14 protein-coding genes are annotated in these 14,864 nt (G+C 69.2%); 4 read left to right on the top strand and 10 right to left on the bottom strand.

All coding sequences use genetic code 11. From position 1 onward, the window contains the following. Positions 1-3 precede the first annotated feature (3 nt). Both GT755_RS17395 and GT755_RS17390 read left to right on the top strand, forming a co-directional pair. The gene (locus GT755_RS17395; protein WP_161480754.1) at positions 4-564 is read left to right on the top strand and encodes a winged helix-turn-helix domain-containing protein; all 561 of its coding nucleotides are present in this window, start codon (positions 4-6) and stop codon (positions 562-564) included. Next, the gene (locus GT755_RS17390) at positions 561-1,403 is read left to right on the top strand and encodes an SRPBCC family protein (protein WP_161480753.1); all 843 of its coding nucleotides are present in this window, start codon (positions 561-563) and stop codon (positions 1,401-1,403) included. Before GT755_RS17395 ends, GT755_RS17390 begins: the two co-directional genes overlap by 4 nt. Here the strand turns inward: GT755_RS17390 and GT755_RS17385 are convergent. Both GT755_RS17385 and GT755_RS17380 read right to left on the bottom strand, forming a co-directional pair. Then, complete coding sequence (locus tag GT755_RS17385) at positions 1,333-3,093, bottom strand: phosphatidylglycerol lysyltransferase domain-containing protein (RefSeq protein ID WP_161480752.1); 1,761 nt, start codon at positions 3,091-3,093, stop codon at positions 1,333-1,335. The genes GT755_RS17390 and GT755_RS17385 overlap by 71 nt on opposite strands. After that, positions 3,080-3,877: a rhomboid-like protein gene (locus tag GT755_RS17380; RefSeq protein WP_202610175.1), complete on the bottom strand. Its 798-nt coding sequence runs from the start codon at positions 3,875-3,877 to the stop codon at positions 3,080-3,082. The genes GT755_RS17385 and GT755_RS17380 overlap by 14 nt, the downstream gene beginning before the upstream one ends. Positions 3,878-4,111: 234 nt before the next feature. Between GT755_RS17380 and GT755_RS17375 the strand changes: the two genes are divergently transcribed. Both GT755_RS17375 and GT755_RS17370 read left to right on the top strand, forming a co-directional pair. Beyond that, on the top strand, positions 4,112-4,612 hold the full coding sequence (locus tag GT755_RS17375; RefSeq protein WP_161480751.1) for an anthrone oxygenase family protein: 501 nt from the start codon (positions 4,112-4,114) through the stop codon (positions 4,610-4,612). A 19-nt stretch (positions 4,613-4,631) separates the two neighbouring features. Then, positions 4,632-4,853 (top strand): RNA-binding S4 domain-containing protein, encoded by a 222-nt coding sequence (locus tag GT755_RS17370; RefSeq protein WP_030452705.1) that lies wholly within the window; start codon positions 4,632-4,634, stop codon positions 4,851-4,853. Here the strand turns inward: GT755_RS17370 and manA are convergent. The 8 genes from manA to GT755_RS17330 all read right to left on the bottom strand — a co-directional run bounded on the left by manA (position 4,850) and on the right by GT755_RS17330 (position 14,669). After that, positions 4,850-5,935 carry a mannose-6-phosphate isomerase, class I gene (gene manA / locus GT755_RS17365; RefSeq protein ID WP_161480750.1) on the bottom strand — a complete coding sequence of 362 codons (1,086 nt, stop codon included), beginning with the start codon at positions 5,933-5,935 and terminating at the stop codon, positions 4,850-4,852. The two genes, GT755_RS17370 and manA, sit on opposite strands and share 4 nt — an antisense overlap. Positions 5,936-5,986: 51 nt before the next feature. Continuing rightward, complete coding sequence (locus GT755_RS17360; RefSeq protein WP_161480749.1) at positions 5,987-6,913, bottom strand: ROK family protein; 927 nt, start codon at positions 6,911-6,913, stop codon at positions 5,987-5,989. An 11-nt stretch (positions 6,914-6,924) separates the two neighbouring features. Continuing rightward, entirely contained in the window at positions 6,925-9,303 is a 2,379-nt protein-coding gene (locus GT755_RS17355) for a glycoside hydrolase family 2 protein (RefSeq protein WP_161480748.1), read from the bottom strand. Further along, the gene (locus tag GT755_RS17350) at positions 9,285-10,067 is read right to left on the bottom strand and encodes an ABC transporter ATP-binding protein (protein WP_161480747.1); all 783 of its coding nucleotides are present in this window, start codon (positions 10,065-10,067) and stop codon (positions 9,285-9,287) included. The genes GT755_RS17355 and GT755_RS17350 overlap by 19 nt, the downstream gene beginning before the upstream one ends. Further along, the gene (locus GT755_RS17345) at positions 10,067-11,011 is read right to left on the bottom strand and encodes an ABC transporter ATP-binding protein (RefSeq protein ID WP_161480746.1); all 945 of its coding nucleotides are present in this window, start codon (positions 11,009-11,011) and stop codon (positions 10,067-10,069) included. The genes GT755_RS17350 and GT755_RS17345 overlap by 1 nt, the downstream gene beginning before the upstream one ends. Continuing rightward, a complete protein-coding gene (locus GT755_RS17340; RefSeq protein ID WP_161480745.1) occupies positions 11,012-11,854 on the bottom strand; it encodes an ABC transporter permease in 843 nt (280 codons plus the stop codon). After that, a complete protein-coding gene (locus GT755_RS17335; RefSeq protein WP_161480744.1) occupies positions 11,851-12,846 on the bottom strand; it encodes an ABC transporter permease in 996 nt (331 codons plus the stop codon). The genes GT755_RS17340 and GT755_RS17335 overlap by 4 nt, the downstream gene beginning before the upstream one ends. A gap of 65 nt (positions 12,847-12,911) precedes the next feature. Beyond that, positions 12,912-14,669: an ABC transporter substrate-binding protein gene (locus tag GT755_RS17330; RefSeq protein ID WP_161480743.1), complete on the bottom strand. Its 1,758-nt coding sequence runs from the start codon at positions 14,667-14,669 to the stop codon at positions 12,912-12,914. Positions 14,670-14,864 lie beyond the last annotated feature (195 nt).

Raw genomic sequence — 14,864 nt, 5'->3', positions numbered from 1 at the left:
GCGATGAGAGACGTCCTGTACCTGGAACAGATCGAGCAGGCCGAGGCCCTGCTCAAGCCACAGCGCATCGACGTGCTGCGGCAGCTCGCCGAGCCGCGCACCTGCGGCGAAGTGGGCGCGATCTTGGCGCAGACCCCGCAGCGGGTCTACTACCACGTGAAACGCCTGGTGGAGGCCGGGCTGGTCGAGCAGGTGTCCGAACGGAAGGTGCGCGGCATCTCCGAGGGCATCTACCAGGCCACCGCCCGCTCCTACTGGCTTTCACCCCGGCTCGTCGGCCACATCGGCCTGGGCCGGGCCCGCGACGAGCTGAGCCTGGGCCACCTCCTCGACCTGGTCGAAGAGGTCCAGGCCGACATCGCCGCACTCGACCGATCGGTCCCCGAGCTGCCGTCGATCGGCGTCTCGGGCGACATCCGCGTCCCGACGGAGCGACGGCCGGAGTTCCTGGCCGAGCTCCAGGAAACCCTGCAACGACTGTTCACGAAGTACGGCGGTGCTGAAGGCGACCCTTTCAAGCTCGTCGTGGCCTGTTACCCGAACCAGCAAGGAGAAGAGTCATGACCCAGTCCCCCCTCACGGCCGTCCGGATCCAGGCCCCGCTCAAGACCGTGTTCCACGCCCTGACCGACCCCGCCGAGCTGCGCGTCTGGTTCGCCGAGCACGCCGAGGTCGACCTGCCCGAGCGGTACGACTTCTGGGGCCGCCACACCCTGGACGGCGACGCTCCCCACCAGCGTGTGCTGGAGGTCGCCGACGACCTGATCAAGTTCGCCTGGACGCTCGACGGCACCGAGACCACGACCGAGATCCGGCTCACCGAGACCGACGGGGAGACCGTGGTCGCGGTGGTCCAGTCCCACTTCGACCGCTCGCTCGTCTTCTCGGGCAGCCCGAGCCCGCTCGCCGCACTGGAGACCTTCTGGGCGCTGGCGCTCGGCAACCTGGCCGACCACGTCGAGGGCCGCACGCTCGGCCCGAAGGTCGACTACACGGCCAAGGTCGGCGCGTTCTCCGCCACGCTGGAGATCGACGCCCCGGCCGACCGCGTCTACACCGCGCTGACCGACTCCGCGCAGGCCACCGCGTGGTTCGGCTACCCGATCGAGATCGAGCCCGAGGTCGGCGGCCGGTTCGCGATGGGCGGCTTCGAGGCGGCCGGCGACTACGCGGCGAAGATCGTCACGCTGGAGCCGACCGCGTCGACGATCGACTGGGGCAACATGGTGACGAGCTGGGAGCTCGAGGGCTCCGGCGGCAGGACCACCCTGACGTTCGTGACGAGCGGGTTCGACGCGGCCCAGCCCCCCTACGCCGGGTGGGCCGGCTGGCTCAGCGGCCTGGTCGAGCTGCGTCGCTACCTGGAGCAGCCGAACTGGCGGTCGGTGTTCGTGCAGAGCTGAGCATCCGGGGCAGCGTCGGCGGCTTGAAGAAGCCTTCGGCGATGGCCGAGGCGATGCCCACCCTGACGAGGTCGCGGGTGTCCCCGTACGCGAGGAAGCGGGGCACCCACTCGGGGTGATACTTCACGTTGGCCCGGTAGAGCGCTTCGAGCTGCCACCAGCGTGACAGGAACAACAAGGTGCGCCGCCAGGCCCGGATCACCGGGCCGGCGCCCATCCTCGCGCCCTCCTCGAAGGCCGACCGGAAGACCGCGAAGTTGAGCGAGACCCGTTCGACCCCGAGCCAGCCGGCGTTCCTGACCAGCCCGGCGACCATGAACTCGACCAGGCCGTTCTCCGCCGTCCGGTCACGGCGCATCAGGTCGAGCGAGAGCCCCCGCTCGCCCCACGGCACGAACGACAACAGCGCCGCCTCGTCCCCGTCCCTGCTGAGGCTCTCGACCAGCACGCAGTTCGCGTCGAGCGGGTCGCCGAGACGGCCGAGGGCCATCGAGAACCCGCGTTCGGTCTCGGTGTCGCGCCAGGCGTCGGCGCGCCGGCTGATCAGCCGCATCTCCTCGGGGGCGATGTCGCCGTGGCGGCGGACCCGGAGCTGGTAGCCGGCCCGTTCGACCCGGTTGGCCGCCTGGCGGACGCCGCGCATCTCCCGGCCCTGCAGGCTGAACCTCTTGACCTCGATGACGGCCTCGTCGCCGAGTTCGAGCACCTTCAGGCCGGCCCGCTGGTAGGCCCTGGCCCCTTCGGCGCCGCAGCCGATGGCGGCCGGGGTCCAGCCGAACTCGCGGGCCTGGCCGATCCACGCCTTGATCGCGTGGTCCCACGCCTCGGGGTCGCCCAGCGGGTCGCCGCCCGCGAGGGTGACCCCGTTGACCACCCGGAACGACACCGCGGCCTTGCCGCTCGGCGAGAAGATGACGCTGCGGTCGCGCCGGGTGGCGAAGTAGGCCAGCGAGTCGCGTTCGCCCAGCAGCGCCCGGAGCCGCTCCTCGTCGCCGGGCGCGAGCACGGCCCGCTGCCGCTGCGACCGGAACAGCACGCCGAACGCCACCAGCAGCGCGACGGCGCTCATCAGCCCGATCAGGAACGCGACCCAGGCCGGCGGATGGCCGTAGTCCTCGACCTCGATCACCCCGCCGAGCACCCGGCTGAGCACCCAGATCGCGCGGGCCGACCGCATCAGGTCGCCCGGGAAGAAGATCGTCAGCAGGAAGCCCACGACGTAGGACACCCCGAGCAGCGCGATGAGCGTGGCGGTGGCCTTGCGGAACGACGCGGGTTGCGTCTTGGCGAAGAACTCGGCCCGTCCCCACCACAGATAGCCGATCAGGATCAGCGCGATCGCCCCGGAGACCAGCACCTCGCTGAGCAGCCGTCCTTGGTCGGGTATCTCCGCCATCGGCGCGATCGCCACCAGCGGCGTGGCTATCACGCTGAGCAGCACCGAGAACGCCAGCAGCAGCACCAGCAACCGCCACGCCACCCGCTTGCGCCGCGCCAGCGCCCCGGCGAGCAGCCCGAGGAAGGCGGCGTAGGCCAGGTTGGGCGTCAGCGGAACGGCGAAGTCGTCGACCAGCGCGGTCAGCGGCCGTGCCATCTCGCGCAGCGGCGGCACGATGGCGATCGCCGCCGAGTAGACCGCCAGCACCGTCAACACGATGGACGCCACCCGCGGCACGTCACCCCGCGCCATCGTTTCCCCCCAAGACCGGCGACGAAGGGGACATACCCCATTTTCCCAGGTCAAAAGCGGGTGGTGTACGCGGCGGCGCGACCCGCAGGCAGATCAGCGCGGCCACCAGACCGCAGATCGTGGCCAGCAGATGCCCCAGGTCCCAGACGCTCCGGCTGATCACGATCGGCGCTCCGACGCCCAGCGTCAGCGTGATGACCCCGACGGCCCGCCACCGCCCCCGCATCAGGACCACGGCGGCCACCACCCCGGCGACCATGATGTAACTGACCCCGACGTCGGTGGAGACGGCCAGCCGCGCCGGAGCCAGCCCGTTGGTGATGGCGTGATACTCCACGAACGCCGTCAGCAGCGACCCGAACACGTGCCCGCAGAGCCCGATGACGATGATGCGCGGCGTCCCGTAGCGCTGCTCGGCCCAGGCGACGACGGTGGCGTACACGATCATGTAGAAGGCCAGGAACGCCCCCCGGTCCGAGACCCAGAGCGCGCTGTCCGCGAGCACTACGAGCGGATTGTCGGACAACCGCGCCAGATTGGTGCTCTGAAAGGTCGTCAGCACGTCGATCAGATCCGGCGGCCCCGTCCGCTGCAGAATCGTCGAACTCGTGAACACCACGACATAGGTGAACGTGGCGGGCGCCGAGAGCACCCACTGATGCAGGAACCGCGTGTAGGGCGACCCGATCCCAACGGCCCGCCGTGCTCTCGGCGACCACCGCGAAACCCCCCGGAGGAGATACCAGGCCACCGTGACCAGCACGAACACCAAACAAAAGATCACGCGGCACCCCGGCTTCCCCCTGTGGTCGGAGACATGTCCAACCCCCAGTCGGATACGCGGGGACATCTCCCTTCTTTACCGTCTGACTTGGTCGTGAGGCCGACCAGTCGTGGCTTGGCCGCGTCCGGGACCTGGACTGAGGAGCGCAGGAGAGCGAAGCGAACCGGAGCGACGAGGGAAGGCCCGGACTGAAAGCGGCCAAGCCCGCCCGCGGCAATCAAACGGGAGGTTGTCATGTTCGTGCTCACCGCTTTCGTCGCCGGGCTCGCGTTGCTGCTGATGGGCAACATCGCCGGGTTGTTCTACGCCTATTCGGTGTCGGTCATCCCGGGGCTCAACGCCTCGCGGGCCGATCACGCGGTCGCCGCGATGCAGCAGATCAACGTCAAGATCCTCAACCCGCTGTTCTTCGCCTCGTTCATCGGGGCGCCCCTGGTCGCGGCCCTCGCCGGGGTGCTGCTGCTGGGTTCGGGTCACCGCGGTGCGGCGCTGCTCTTCTTCGCGGCCACCGCCGTCTACGTGCTCGGCTCGTTCGTGCCGACGGCGATCGTGAACGTCCCGTTGAACAACGCGCTGCTCGCGGCGGGGGAGATCACCGATCCGGCACGGGCCGCGCGGGTCTGGGCCGAGTTCGCGCCGAAGTGGGCGCCGTGGAACCACCTGCGCACCGTGGCGTGCTGCGCCGGGCTGCTGCTGAGCGGCGCCGCCCTGTTCGTCTGGGCGGGCGACCGCTGACCCTCCCTATGCTGGGGAGGTGCGCGAGACCTTTGAACTGGATGACGAGTTCATCCCGCTCTGTGACCTGCTGAAATATCTGTCCATCGCGGAGAGCGGCGGCGAGGCCAAATACATGGTCGCCGAGGGCTACGTGCTGGTCGACGGCGAGGTCGAGCTGCGCAAGCGCTTCAAGGTCCGGCCCGGCCACGTGGTGAGCGGCGACGGCTTCGAGATCGAGGTCGTCGCCGCCGCACGCTAGCTCTGGCGCGGCTCGGCCACGAAGACGACGCCCTGGCCGGACACCTCGAAGGTGCCCGCCGAGGCGGCGTGGAAGGCCGAGTCGCCGGGGCGCAGCTTGGTCTCGCCGGCGAGCACGACCGTGCCCTCAACACACACCGCGATCCGGGGCACCCCGCCCGGGAGGGTGCGGCCCTCGCCGGGGACGAAGCGGCGCAGCTGGAACTCGGGGCAGTGGGGCAGGTAGAGGTCGCCGACGGGGGTGATCTCGGCGGGCTGCTCGTCGGGGTCGGTGATGCGCAGCAGCTCTTCGATGTCGATGGGCTTGGGCGTCAGCCCGGCCCGCAGCACGTTGTCGGAGCTGCCCATGATCTCGACGCCGAACCCGCTGAGGTAGGCGTGCAGCACCCCCGCGCCCAGGTAGATGGCCTGGCCGGGAGCCAGTTCGTGGTGCCGCATGAGCAGCGGCGCCAGCACGGCGGGGTCGGCCGGGTAGGTCTCCGCGAGGGTCGCCACCAGCGGGTCGCACGACGCCCGCACCACGTCGGCGACCAGCGCGGGCCGCTCGTCGGCGGGCCATTCGAGCAGCACCCGCAGCGCGCCGAGCACGTCGCCGGCGGCCAGCCGGTCGACCACCGGCTGAAGGGCGGGCAGCTCGAGGGCCGCCAACAGGGCCGCCGCCTCGGGGCCGGGCCGGAAACCGGCCAGCGCGGAGAACGGGGTCAGCGCGACGATCATCTCGGGCTTCGGCCACGGGTCGGAGTAGTTCCGGTCGCCCCGCGCGAACCCGTCGGCCGCCTGGTCGAGGGTGGGGTGGACCTGCATGGAGAGGGCGGCGTCGACTGCGATGAGCTTCATCAGGTAGGGCAGCCGCTCGCCGAACCGCTCGACGACCTCGGGCCCCAGCTCACCGGCGGGGTCGGCGGCGATGACCTCGTCGAGGGCGTGTTCCACGCCGTCCCGCGTCAACCGCGAGGGGCCGGACGGATGTGCCCCGAGCCACATCTCCGCCTCGGGTCCGGTCGCGGTACGGCCGGTGAGCGCGGCGATGGCCGTGCGGGAACCCCATCCGTAGTCCTTGATCGGGTTGGTGAGCAGGTCCACGTTGTCTACGTCCTCGTGAGTCGGTGTGGTCGTCCTCCGGTGAACAGGATGTCACTCTCGTCCGAGTGCCAGGGCCGCCGCCCCGAGCAGCCCGGCGTCGCGGCCGAGGCTGGTCGGCTCGACCTTCAGGCGGCGGAGGAAGCCGAGCCCGGCCTGGTCGGCCACCGCTCGCCGCAGCGGGGTCAGCAACGTCGTCCCGGCGGCGGCCACCCCGCCTCCGACGACCACGTTGTCCACGTCGAAGAGGGCCGCCGTCGTGAGGATCGCGGTGGCCAGCGCGCCCGCGGCCCGGTCGAACGCCTCCACGGCCACCGCGACGCCGCGTTTGGCGTCGGCGGCCAGCGCCTTGGCGTCGACCGGCCGTCCGGCCCAGAAGGTCGGCTCCACCGCCTGCTGCCAGCCGTTGGCCAGCGCCCACCGCACCATCGACGGGCCCGACGCGATCGTCTCCACGCACCCGACGGCCCCGCACCGGCACGGCTCCCAGCCCTCACCGGCCCGGATGTGCCCGATGTGCCCGGCGTTCCCGGTGGGCCCGAGGTGCGGCTGTCCCTCGAACACCAGCCCGCCGCCGATGCCGGTCGACACCACGATCCCGAGCAGCGCCCCGGCCGAGAACCGGCCCCGCCACCACTCGCCCAGCGCCATCAGCTGGCCGTCGCCGGCGAGGTGCACCGGCACCCCGGGCAGCAGCTGGGCCACCGTCTTGACCAGCGGGAAGTCCCGCCAGACCGAGATGTTGACCGGGCTCACCGTGCCCCGCACCGCGTCGAGCGGCCCCGCCGAGCCGATCCCGACGCCGGTCAGGCCCTCCTCGGAGATCAGCCCCGGGACGACGATGCGCGCCACGATGTCCTTCAGCGTGGCCGTGGGGTCGGGGCCGACCGGCATCTCCAGCTTGGCGGTGATCGCTCCCGTGGGTTCGACCGTCGCGGCGGCGAACTTCGTACCTCCGATGTCTATCGCCAAGACGGTCATGATTCCCCTGTCTATTCGTTGACGCAGCGGAGCACCGGATAGGCGGTCAGCGCCTCCGGGCCGAGATCCTTCCCGGTCACGACGAAGGTCGCGGTCTCGCCGGGGAGCAGGGTGACGAGCATGTCGTCGACGACCGCCGCCGGGTCGAGGCGGTCGGGGAACAGGGCCAGGTCGCGGACCAGGGTGCGGGCCGTGACCTCGACCCGTACACCATCGCCGATCTGCTCTGTCGTCACCTCGTAGGACGCCTGCGGCAGTTCGTCGGCGGGGAACCGGAGGGCCCGGAGGTCGCCGACGGAGGCGCTCACGAGCTCCTTCGACGGGTCGCCCGGCGCCATCGAGGCCGGCAGCGGGACGGTCATCGCCGACCGGGCCGCCAGGCGCACCGGGAAACGTTCCCGTGCCAGTTCCTCACCGTGCACAGTCAACCGGACCACAACCAGTTCCGCCTGCCATTCATCGGAGGTGTCGTTGACGACGGCGACGGTTTCCGGGTCCTGGAAGGTGACGAGACGGTCGGCGAAGCTGCGGCGGAGGGCGTACCAGAGCGGCTTCCTGCGGCCGTCGCCGTCGACGGCGGACCACGACGTGACGGGCCAGCAGTCGTTGAGCTGCCAGACGATCGTGCCCATGCAGTAGGGCATCAGCGAGCGGAAGCGCTCGACCCCGAAGGCCATCGCGTGGGCCTGGTTGAGCTGGGTGTAGTAGTGCCAGTCGTCGAAGTTGCGCGGTTGCGGCAGGTGGTCGCCGAGGCCGCGCAGCAGTTTCCCGTTGCCGTCGTGGGCCTTCTGGTGGTGTACGACGCCTCTGGACGTCGGCGTCAGCGGCTCGTCGGAGACGGCGCGGCGCAGCGTCGCCCACGCGGGCGGGCCCTGGAAGCCGAACTCGGCGACGAAGCGCGGCGTGTAGGTGCCGTAGAAGGTGTAGTCCTCGCGGTTCCAGACGGTCCAGATGTGGGTGGTGCCGCGCGACGGGTCGTTCGGCGGGGCGTCCGGGCTGCCCGAATAGGGGGAGCCCGGCCAGTAGGGACGTGTCGGGTCGAGGTCGGCGACGATCTTGGGGAGCAGGTCGAAGTAGAACCCGGCGCCCCAGCTACGGCCGTCGAGGGTGTCCTGCCAGCCCCAGTCGGCGTGCCCCTCGATGTTCTCGTTGTTGCCGCACCACAGGACGAGTGAGGGGTGGCTCGACAGGCGGGTGACCTGCTGGCGGGCCTCCGCCTCGACCTCGGCCCGGAACGGGCCCTCCTCGGGGTAGGCGGCGCAGGCGAACGGGAAGTCCTGCCAGACCAGCACGCCGAGGGCGTCGGCCTGGGCGTAGAAGTCCTCGCTCTCGTAGAGGCCGCCGCCCCACACCCGCAGCGTGTTCGCGCCGGTGTCCACAGCCTGGTGGAAACGTTCGGCGACCCGCTCCCGGGTGACCCGGTTGGGGAAGCAGTCGTCGGGAATCCAGTTGAAGCCCTTCATGAACACCGGCTGACCGTTCACGATCAGCCGGAAGGCCTCGCGCTCCAGCGTCACCGACCGGAAGCCGATCTCGCGCGACCACACGCTGTCGCCTGCGGTCACGGTCAGCGTGTAGAGCGGCTGTTCGCCGTAGCCGCGCGGCCACCACAGGTCGGGCTCGGGCACGGTCAGGGTGATGACGGCGGTGCGTTCGCCGGGCGCCAGGCGTACCCGGTCTTCGACCCCGGCGACGGACGCGGTCACGGTGAGCGGCGCCTGGGCGGCGCGGTCGACGGTGACGTGCACGCGGACCTTGCCGTCGCGGCCGTCGAGGGTCACCAGCGGGCGGACCTCCGCGAGGCGGGCCGACGACCAGGTCTCCAGGTAGATGGGCCGCCAGATGCCCGAGGTGACCACGGTCGGGCCCCAGTCCCAGCCGAAGTTGCAGGCCATCTTCCGGATGAACTGGTAGGGCTCGTTGTAGGCGCCGGGCCGGTCGCCGAGCGCGGCCCGCTGCTTCTCGGCGTAGCCGTAGGGGGCCTCGAACAGCACCTTCAGCGTGTTCCTCCCCTCGCGCAGCAGGTGCCGGGCCGGGAAGCGGTAGACGCGGTGCTGGTTGGCGGTCTGGCCGATCTGGACGCCGTTGAGGATCACCGTCGCGGCCGTGTCGAGGCCCTCGCAGACGAGGTCGGCCCGCTGGTCGCCGGGGTCGGTCCAGTCGAAGGACGTCTCGTACGACCAGTCGGTGCGCCCGATCCACTTGAGCCGGTTCTCGTTGTCGTCGAGGTAGGGGTCGGGGATGATCCCCGCGTCGAGCAGGTCGGTGTGCACGCATCCCGGCACCGTCGCCGGCAGTCCCGCCACGACCGGGCGCGGTTGCCCGGTCGACGAGACGGCCGTGACGGTCCATCCTTCGTGCAGCGTCCTGATCACGACGCGTCCTCCCATTTCGTGTGCAGTTGCGGCACCGACGCCAGCAGCTTCCTCGTATAAGCGTGCTCCGGCTGCTCGAAGACGGCGTCGGTGGGTCCGTACTCCACGATCCTTCCCTTGTGGAGCACGACCGTCCGCTCACTGATGTAGTTGCCCAGCGCCAGGTCGTGGGTGATGAACAGCACCCCGAGACCCCGCTGTTTGAGGTCGGCCAGCAGGTTCAGCACGTCGATGCGGGTGGACGCGTCGAGCATCGAGATGATCTCGTCGGCGACCAGGTACTCGATGTCGAGCAGCAGCGCCCGCGCGATCAGGAGGCGCTGGAGCTGGCCGCCGGACAACTGGTGGGGGAACTTGTTCAGCACCGCCCCCGGGCTGAGCCGGACGGCGTCGAGGGCGGCCTCGATCTTCGCGGTCCACTCCTTGTCGGGCACGCCCTTGAAGTAGACCTGGCGGATCATCGCGAAGACCCGGTCGGCCTTGAAGACCGGGTTGTAGGAGCTGAACGGGTCCTGGAAGACGCCCTGGACCTTGCGGTAGTAGTCGCGCCTGCCGATCGAGCGCACGTCGCGGCCGTCGATGGAGATCGTCCCGGACGTCGGCGGGAGCAGCCGGAGCACCATCTTGCCGATCGTGCTCTTGCCGCTGCCGCTCTCGCCGATCAGCGAGACCACCTCGCCCGGCTTGATCTCGAAACCGGCGTCGTCGACCGCCGTCATGGTCTGCCCGCCGAACGCGCCGATCCGGTAGACCTTGGTGACCCCGTCGAGTTTCAGCATCAGGCGGCCTTCCAGCAGGCGACGACGTGGTCCTTCTCGACCTCGACCGGCGGCGGGTCCTCGGCACACTTCTCGAACGCCAGCGGGCAGCGGTCCCGGAACCGGCATCCGGGCTCGGGCTTGAGCAGCGACGGCGGGTTCCCGGGGATGCCGGTGAGGCGCTTGTCGGCGTACCGCACCCCGACCTCGGGCAACGACGAGATCAGCAGCTGGGTGTACGGGTGTTTCGGCGCGTTCACCACGGTCGAGGCGGGGGCCTTCTCGGCCAGCTTCCCGGCGTACATGACCATGATCGTGTCGGCGAGCTGGTTGGTCAGCGAGATGTCGTGGGTGATGAAGATCATCGACTTCACGAAACCGCGGTCGCGGAAGCCCTTCAGCGTGGTGACGACGGCCTTCTGGGTGGAGACGTCGAGGGCCGAGGTGATCTCGTCGGCGATCAGCAGCGACGGGTTGAGCAGGGTCGAGATGACCATGACCATGCGCTGCTTCATGCCGCCGGACAACTCGATCGGGTACTTCCCCAGGACGTGTCTCGGCAGCTCGACGAGGTCGAGGCGGCTGTGCAGCTCGTCGAGGTCGAGCTTCTCCCGGCGCGATTCGAGCAGTTCCCGGACCATGCGGCCGATCTTGCGGGTCGGGTTCATCGCGCTCATCGAGTACTGCGGGATGAGCGAGACCTGCTTGAACCGGTAGGGGTTCATCTTGACGTCGTCGCCGATCGGGAGCACCTGGCCGTCGAGGGTGACGCTGCCGCCGACGTGCTTCATCCGGCCGTCGAGCCGGATCAGCGCCTTGCCGAGGGTGGTCTTGCCGCAGCCCGACTCCCCCGCGAGGCCCAGGATCTCGCCGTCGCGGAGGCCGAAGGACACCCCGTCGAGGGCTTGGACGTCGCCCTTCAGGGTCCGGTAGTAGACCCTGAGGTCGTCCACTTCCAGGGTCATCTAGAGCTCCCTCAGCTTGGGGTTGAACACCTCGTCGAGGCCGACGTTGGCGACGTACAGGGCGCCGACGATGAGGGTGATGCCGGCCCCGGGTGGGACGAACCACCACCACAGGCCCAGGTGCATCGCGCTCCACTGGTGGGCCTGTTGCAGCATCAGCCCGAGGGAGACGGCGTCGGTCGGGCCGAGGCCGATGAAGTCGAGCGACGAGGCGATCAGGATCGAGCCGCCGAACAGCAGGATGAAGGTGAGCAGCAGGTAGGAGCTCATGTTCGGGGCGATCTCGCGCATGATGATGCGGCCCGACCCCACCCCGCTGAGCCGGGCCAGGTCGACGAAGTCGCGTCCGCGCAGCGAGAAGGTCTGGGCGCGGATCGACCGGGCCGCCCACGGCCACTGCGTCAGCCCGATGAACAGGGCCTGCATGCCGGCGCTCCGGACGCCGATGTAGGCGTTCAGGATGAACAGCACGGCCAGCGTCGGCAGCACCAGGACGATGTTGGTGAGCATGTTGAGGATCTCGTCGATCCAGCCGCCCTTGTAGCCCGCCAGGAACCCGACGACCATGCCGATGACCGCCGCGATGCCCCCGCCGAGCGCGCCGACCAGGAACGTGGTGCGCAGGCCGTGCACGAACTGGGCCCACAGGTCCTGCCCGAACGTGTTGGTGCCGAGCCAGTACTCCCCGCCGGGCGGCTGCATCTGCATGCCGACGTACTCGGTCGGGGGCTTGTCGATGAAGAACGGCCCGATCACGCCGATGCCCAGCAGGACCAGGATGATCCCGGCCCCGACCAGCAGCTTCGTGTTGCGGACCGCGAAGTAGAGCGCCTCCGTCTTCATGCCGCGGCACCCGCCATTCCGACTCGCGTACGGGGATCGACGATCACATACACCACGTCGATGATGAAGTTTGCGATCAGCACGCCCAGCACGATGAACAGGAACGCGCCCTGGAGCAGGAAGAAGTCCTTGTTCTGGATGGCCGCCAGGATCAGCGACCCGAGGCCCGGATAGGAGAAGACGATCTCCGTTACCAGCGCGCCCGCGACCAGCACACCGAGTTGCAGCGCCAGACCGGTGATCTGCGGCAGCACGGCGTTGCGGAAGGCGTAGCGCCGGATGAGCTTCTGCGGGGCGCCCAGCGCCGACATGTAGTTGGCGTAGTCGGATTCGAGCTCGTAGATGATCACGTTGCGCATGCCGATCGCCCAGCCGCCGAGCGCGACCAGGAACAACGACGCGAACGGCAACAACCAGTGCCAGAACAGGTCGACGAGGAACGCCCACGTCAACGAGGGCGTCATCGAGAAGCTGTAGCCGCCGGCCACCGGGAAGATCCCCCACACGACGCCGAATCCCCAGGCCATCAGGGCGGCCAGCCAGAGGTAGGGGGTGGCGGTCAGCACGTACGAGACCGGCAGGACCGTGTTGTCCAGCACCTTGCGGCGCGCGGCGAGCGCGCCGAGCCGGTTCCCGACCACCCAGCTCAGCAGGATCGACGGGATGAGCAGCGCCAGCGAGTAGGGCACCGCCCGGGTGAGCAGGTCGGCGACCGGAGTCGGGAACGCCCACAGGCTGATCCCGAAGTCGCCGCGGAACAGGGACCCCCAGGAGTTCAGGTACTGCTGCCACCAGGGGAGGTCGAAGCCGAACAGGTTGTTGTAGTAGACACGCAGGGCTTCCTGGGCCTCCGGCTGCGCGACCCGCGCCCGGGCCAGCATGCTCGCGACCGGGTCACCCGGCATGAGGCGCGGCACCAGCCAGTTCACGGTCACGGCCATGAAGAAGGTCAGCCCGTAGATGAGCAGTTTCCTGCCGAAATAGCGACGCAAGAGGGGTTCTCCCTAGGGAGGCCCTCCCCGGCTTCGCAGCGCCGGGGAGGGCCGAGACGGGTTGACTAGGGAGCGACCGGCTGCAGCGCCGCGAGCGACTCGAAGCCGCCGAGCTCGAGCCAGTTACGCCACATCGTGGGCGCCGACTTGGGCGCGCTGCCCTCGCTGGAGGGCCAGTTCTTCCACACGCTGCTGCTGACCTGCGACCAGAGGCCGTTGTACCAGAGCGGGATGACCGGCATCTCGTCGAGCATGATGCCCTCAAGCTGCGAGGCGACCTTCTTCATGCCCTCGATGTCGTCGGTCTTGGTGCCGTCGAGCTGCTGCACCAGCTTCCAGGCCTCCTCGTTCTCGTACCGGCCGAAGTTCACGGTGTTCTGCTGGGCCTGGACGGGGAGCTGGAAGACGTACTCGAAGTAGGTGTACGGCGAGTTCGAGAGCTGGCGCTCGTTGTTGATGACCAGGTCGAACTTGCCCGTGTTGCGCGCCTCGACGAGGGCGTTGTAGTCGGGGAACTCGGCCTCGACGTTGATGCCCGCGGCCTTGGCGCCGGTGGCGATGACCCGGATGGCCTCCATCCAGTCGGTCCATCCGGCCGGCACGATCAGCTTGAGCGCGATCGGCGAGCCGTCCTTGTTCTCGACCATGCCGTCGCCGTTGCCGTCCTTGTAACCGGCGGAGGCGAGCATCTGCTTGGCCTTGTCGGTGTCGAAGGCGAAGCCCTTCTGGCCGACGACCGCCTGGTCGACGAACTGGTCCCACTGCGGCAGCAGGCCGGTCGGGCTGGCGGGCTTGACCAGGTTGCCGTACACGCCCTCGACGATCTTCTTCACGTCGACCGAGGTGGCCAGCGCCTTGCGGAACGCGGCGTCGTTCAGCGGCTTCTTGGTGGTGTTGGGCACCAGCCAGGCGGTGTTGGCCGAGAGCATGTAGGGCGGCTCGGGGTAGTACGTGCTGATGCCGAAGTTGCCGGTGACCAGGTTGGCCGCGCCAGGCAGGAAGTTGTTGGAGAGGTCGAGGCCCTTCTGCAGCAGCAGGCCCATCGCCACCTCGTTGGAGGAGTTGACGATGTCGACGATGTACTTCGGCTTCGGGTCGAGGTTGAGCTGCGCCTTGCCCCACCAGGTGTCGTTCTTCACCCACGCGACGCGGTCCTGGTCGTGGCTGTGGTACTTGTACGCGCCGGTGCCGACGGGGTTCTCGTTGATCCCGTCCAGCACGTCCTTCTCGGAGCGTCCCTCCCAGATGTGCTTGGGCACGATCGACCGGCTGTAGATGTTGAAGTCCCACTGCTGGTAGTTGGCCTTGGAGAAGGTGAACTTCACGGTCGAGGCGTCGGGCGCCTCGACGGCCGAGAGCCAGTTCCACAGGTTGTGGTAGGGGATCGTCTCCATCTTGCCGAGCTCGAAGGTGAACTTGACGTCCTCGGCGGTGAACGGCTTGCCGTCCGACCAGGTGATGTTCGGACGCAGCTTGACCTCGTACGTCGTGTCGTCGACCCACGCGCCGCTCGCGGCCAGCCACGGGTTGAGCTTCCCGGCGACCGGGTCGAAGTGGAACAGCGTCTCGTAGACCAGGCCCTTGGTGCCGGTCGCGGAGTCCCACTCACGGATGGGGTTGAAGTTCGCGGGCGGGCCCCACTGGGTGCCGCTCGTGTAGAGGGTCTCGTTCCGGGGGAAGGCGCCGCCTTCGGCGGCGGGAGCCGGTGCGGCCGGCGCCGACGCTCCCGGGGCCGGAGTGGGAGTGCCGCCACTCGTACACGCGGCCGCGAGTAAGCCCGCCGCCACGATGGGGATCAGAAACCGGGTAGCGCGGTTCCGCATCGTCTCTTCTCCTTGCATCCACACACCTGCTGGCCAACCCCGATGGGCCGGCCGGTGGGAGCCCCGGCCGACGTGTTGGGAGCGCTCCCAAGAGGACTCCCAATGCGTGATTCATGGCTGAACCGGATAAGTACCGAGACCGTAAAATCCACATGACGGGGGTGTCAATAGCCTGATATACGCTGAACCAGTTAA

The sequence above is a fragment of the Herbidospora solisilvae genome (genome assembly GCF_009901565.1).
Lineage (GTDB): Bacteria > Actinomycetota > Actinomycetes > Streptosporangiales > Streptosporangiaceae > Herbidospora > Herbidospora solisilvae.
The sequence above is the reverse complement of the archived record's forward strand: the minus strand, read 5'-3'. Positions and strand labels throughout refer to the sequence as shown.

Coding starts and splice junctions, on each gene's coding strand:
- GT755_RS17390 (WP_161480753.1), top strand. CDS start 561: ATGACCCAGTCCCCCCTCACGGCCGTCCGGATCCAGGCCCCGCTCAAG.
- GT755_RS17360 (WP_161480749.1), bottom strand. CDS start 6,913: ATGACCGTCTTGGCGATAGACATCGGAGGTACGAAGTTCGCCGCCGCG.
- GT755_RS17355 (WP_161480748.1), bottom strand. CDS start 9,303: ATGGGAGGACGCGTCGTGATCAGGACGCTGCACGAAGGATGGACCGTC.
- GT755_RS17350 (WP_161480747.1), bottom strand. CDS start 10,067: ATGCTGAAACTCGACGGGGTCACCAAGGTCTACCGGATCGGCGCGTTC.
- GT755_RS17395 (WP_161480754.1), top strand. CDS start 4: ATGAGAGACGTCCTGTACCTGGAACAGATCGAGCAGGCCGAGGCCCTG.
- GT755_RS17375 (WP_161480751.1), top strand. CDS start 4,112: ATGTTCGTGCTCACCGCTTTCGTCGCCGGGCTCGCGTTGCTGCTGATG.
- GT755_RS17385 (WP_161480752.1), bottom strand. CDS start 3,093: ATGGCGCGGGGTGACGTGCCGCGGGTGGCGTCCATCGTGTTGACGGTG.
- GT755_RS17330 (WP_161480743.1), bottom strand. CDS start 14,669: ATGCGGAACCGCGCTACCCGGTTTCTGATCCCCATCGTGGCGGCGGGC.
- GT755_RS17345 (WP_161480746.1), bottom strand. CDS start 11,011: ATGACCCTGGAAGTGGACGACCTCAGGGTCTACTACCGGACCCTGAAG.
- GT755_RS17340 (WP_161480745.1), bottom strand. CDS start 11,854: ATGAAGACGGAGGCGCTCTACTTCGCGGTCCGCAACACGAAGCTGCTG.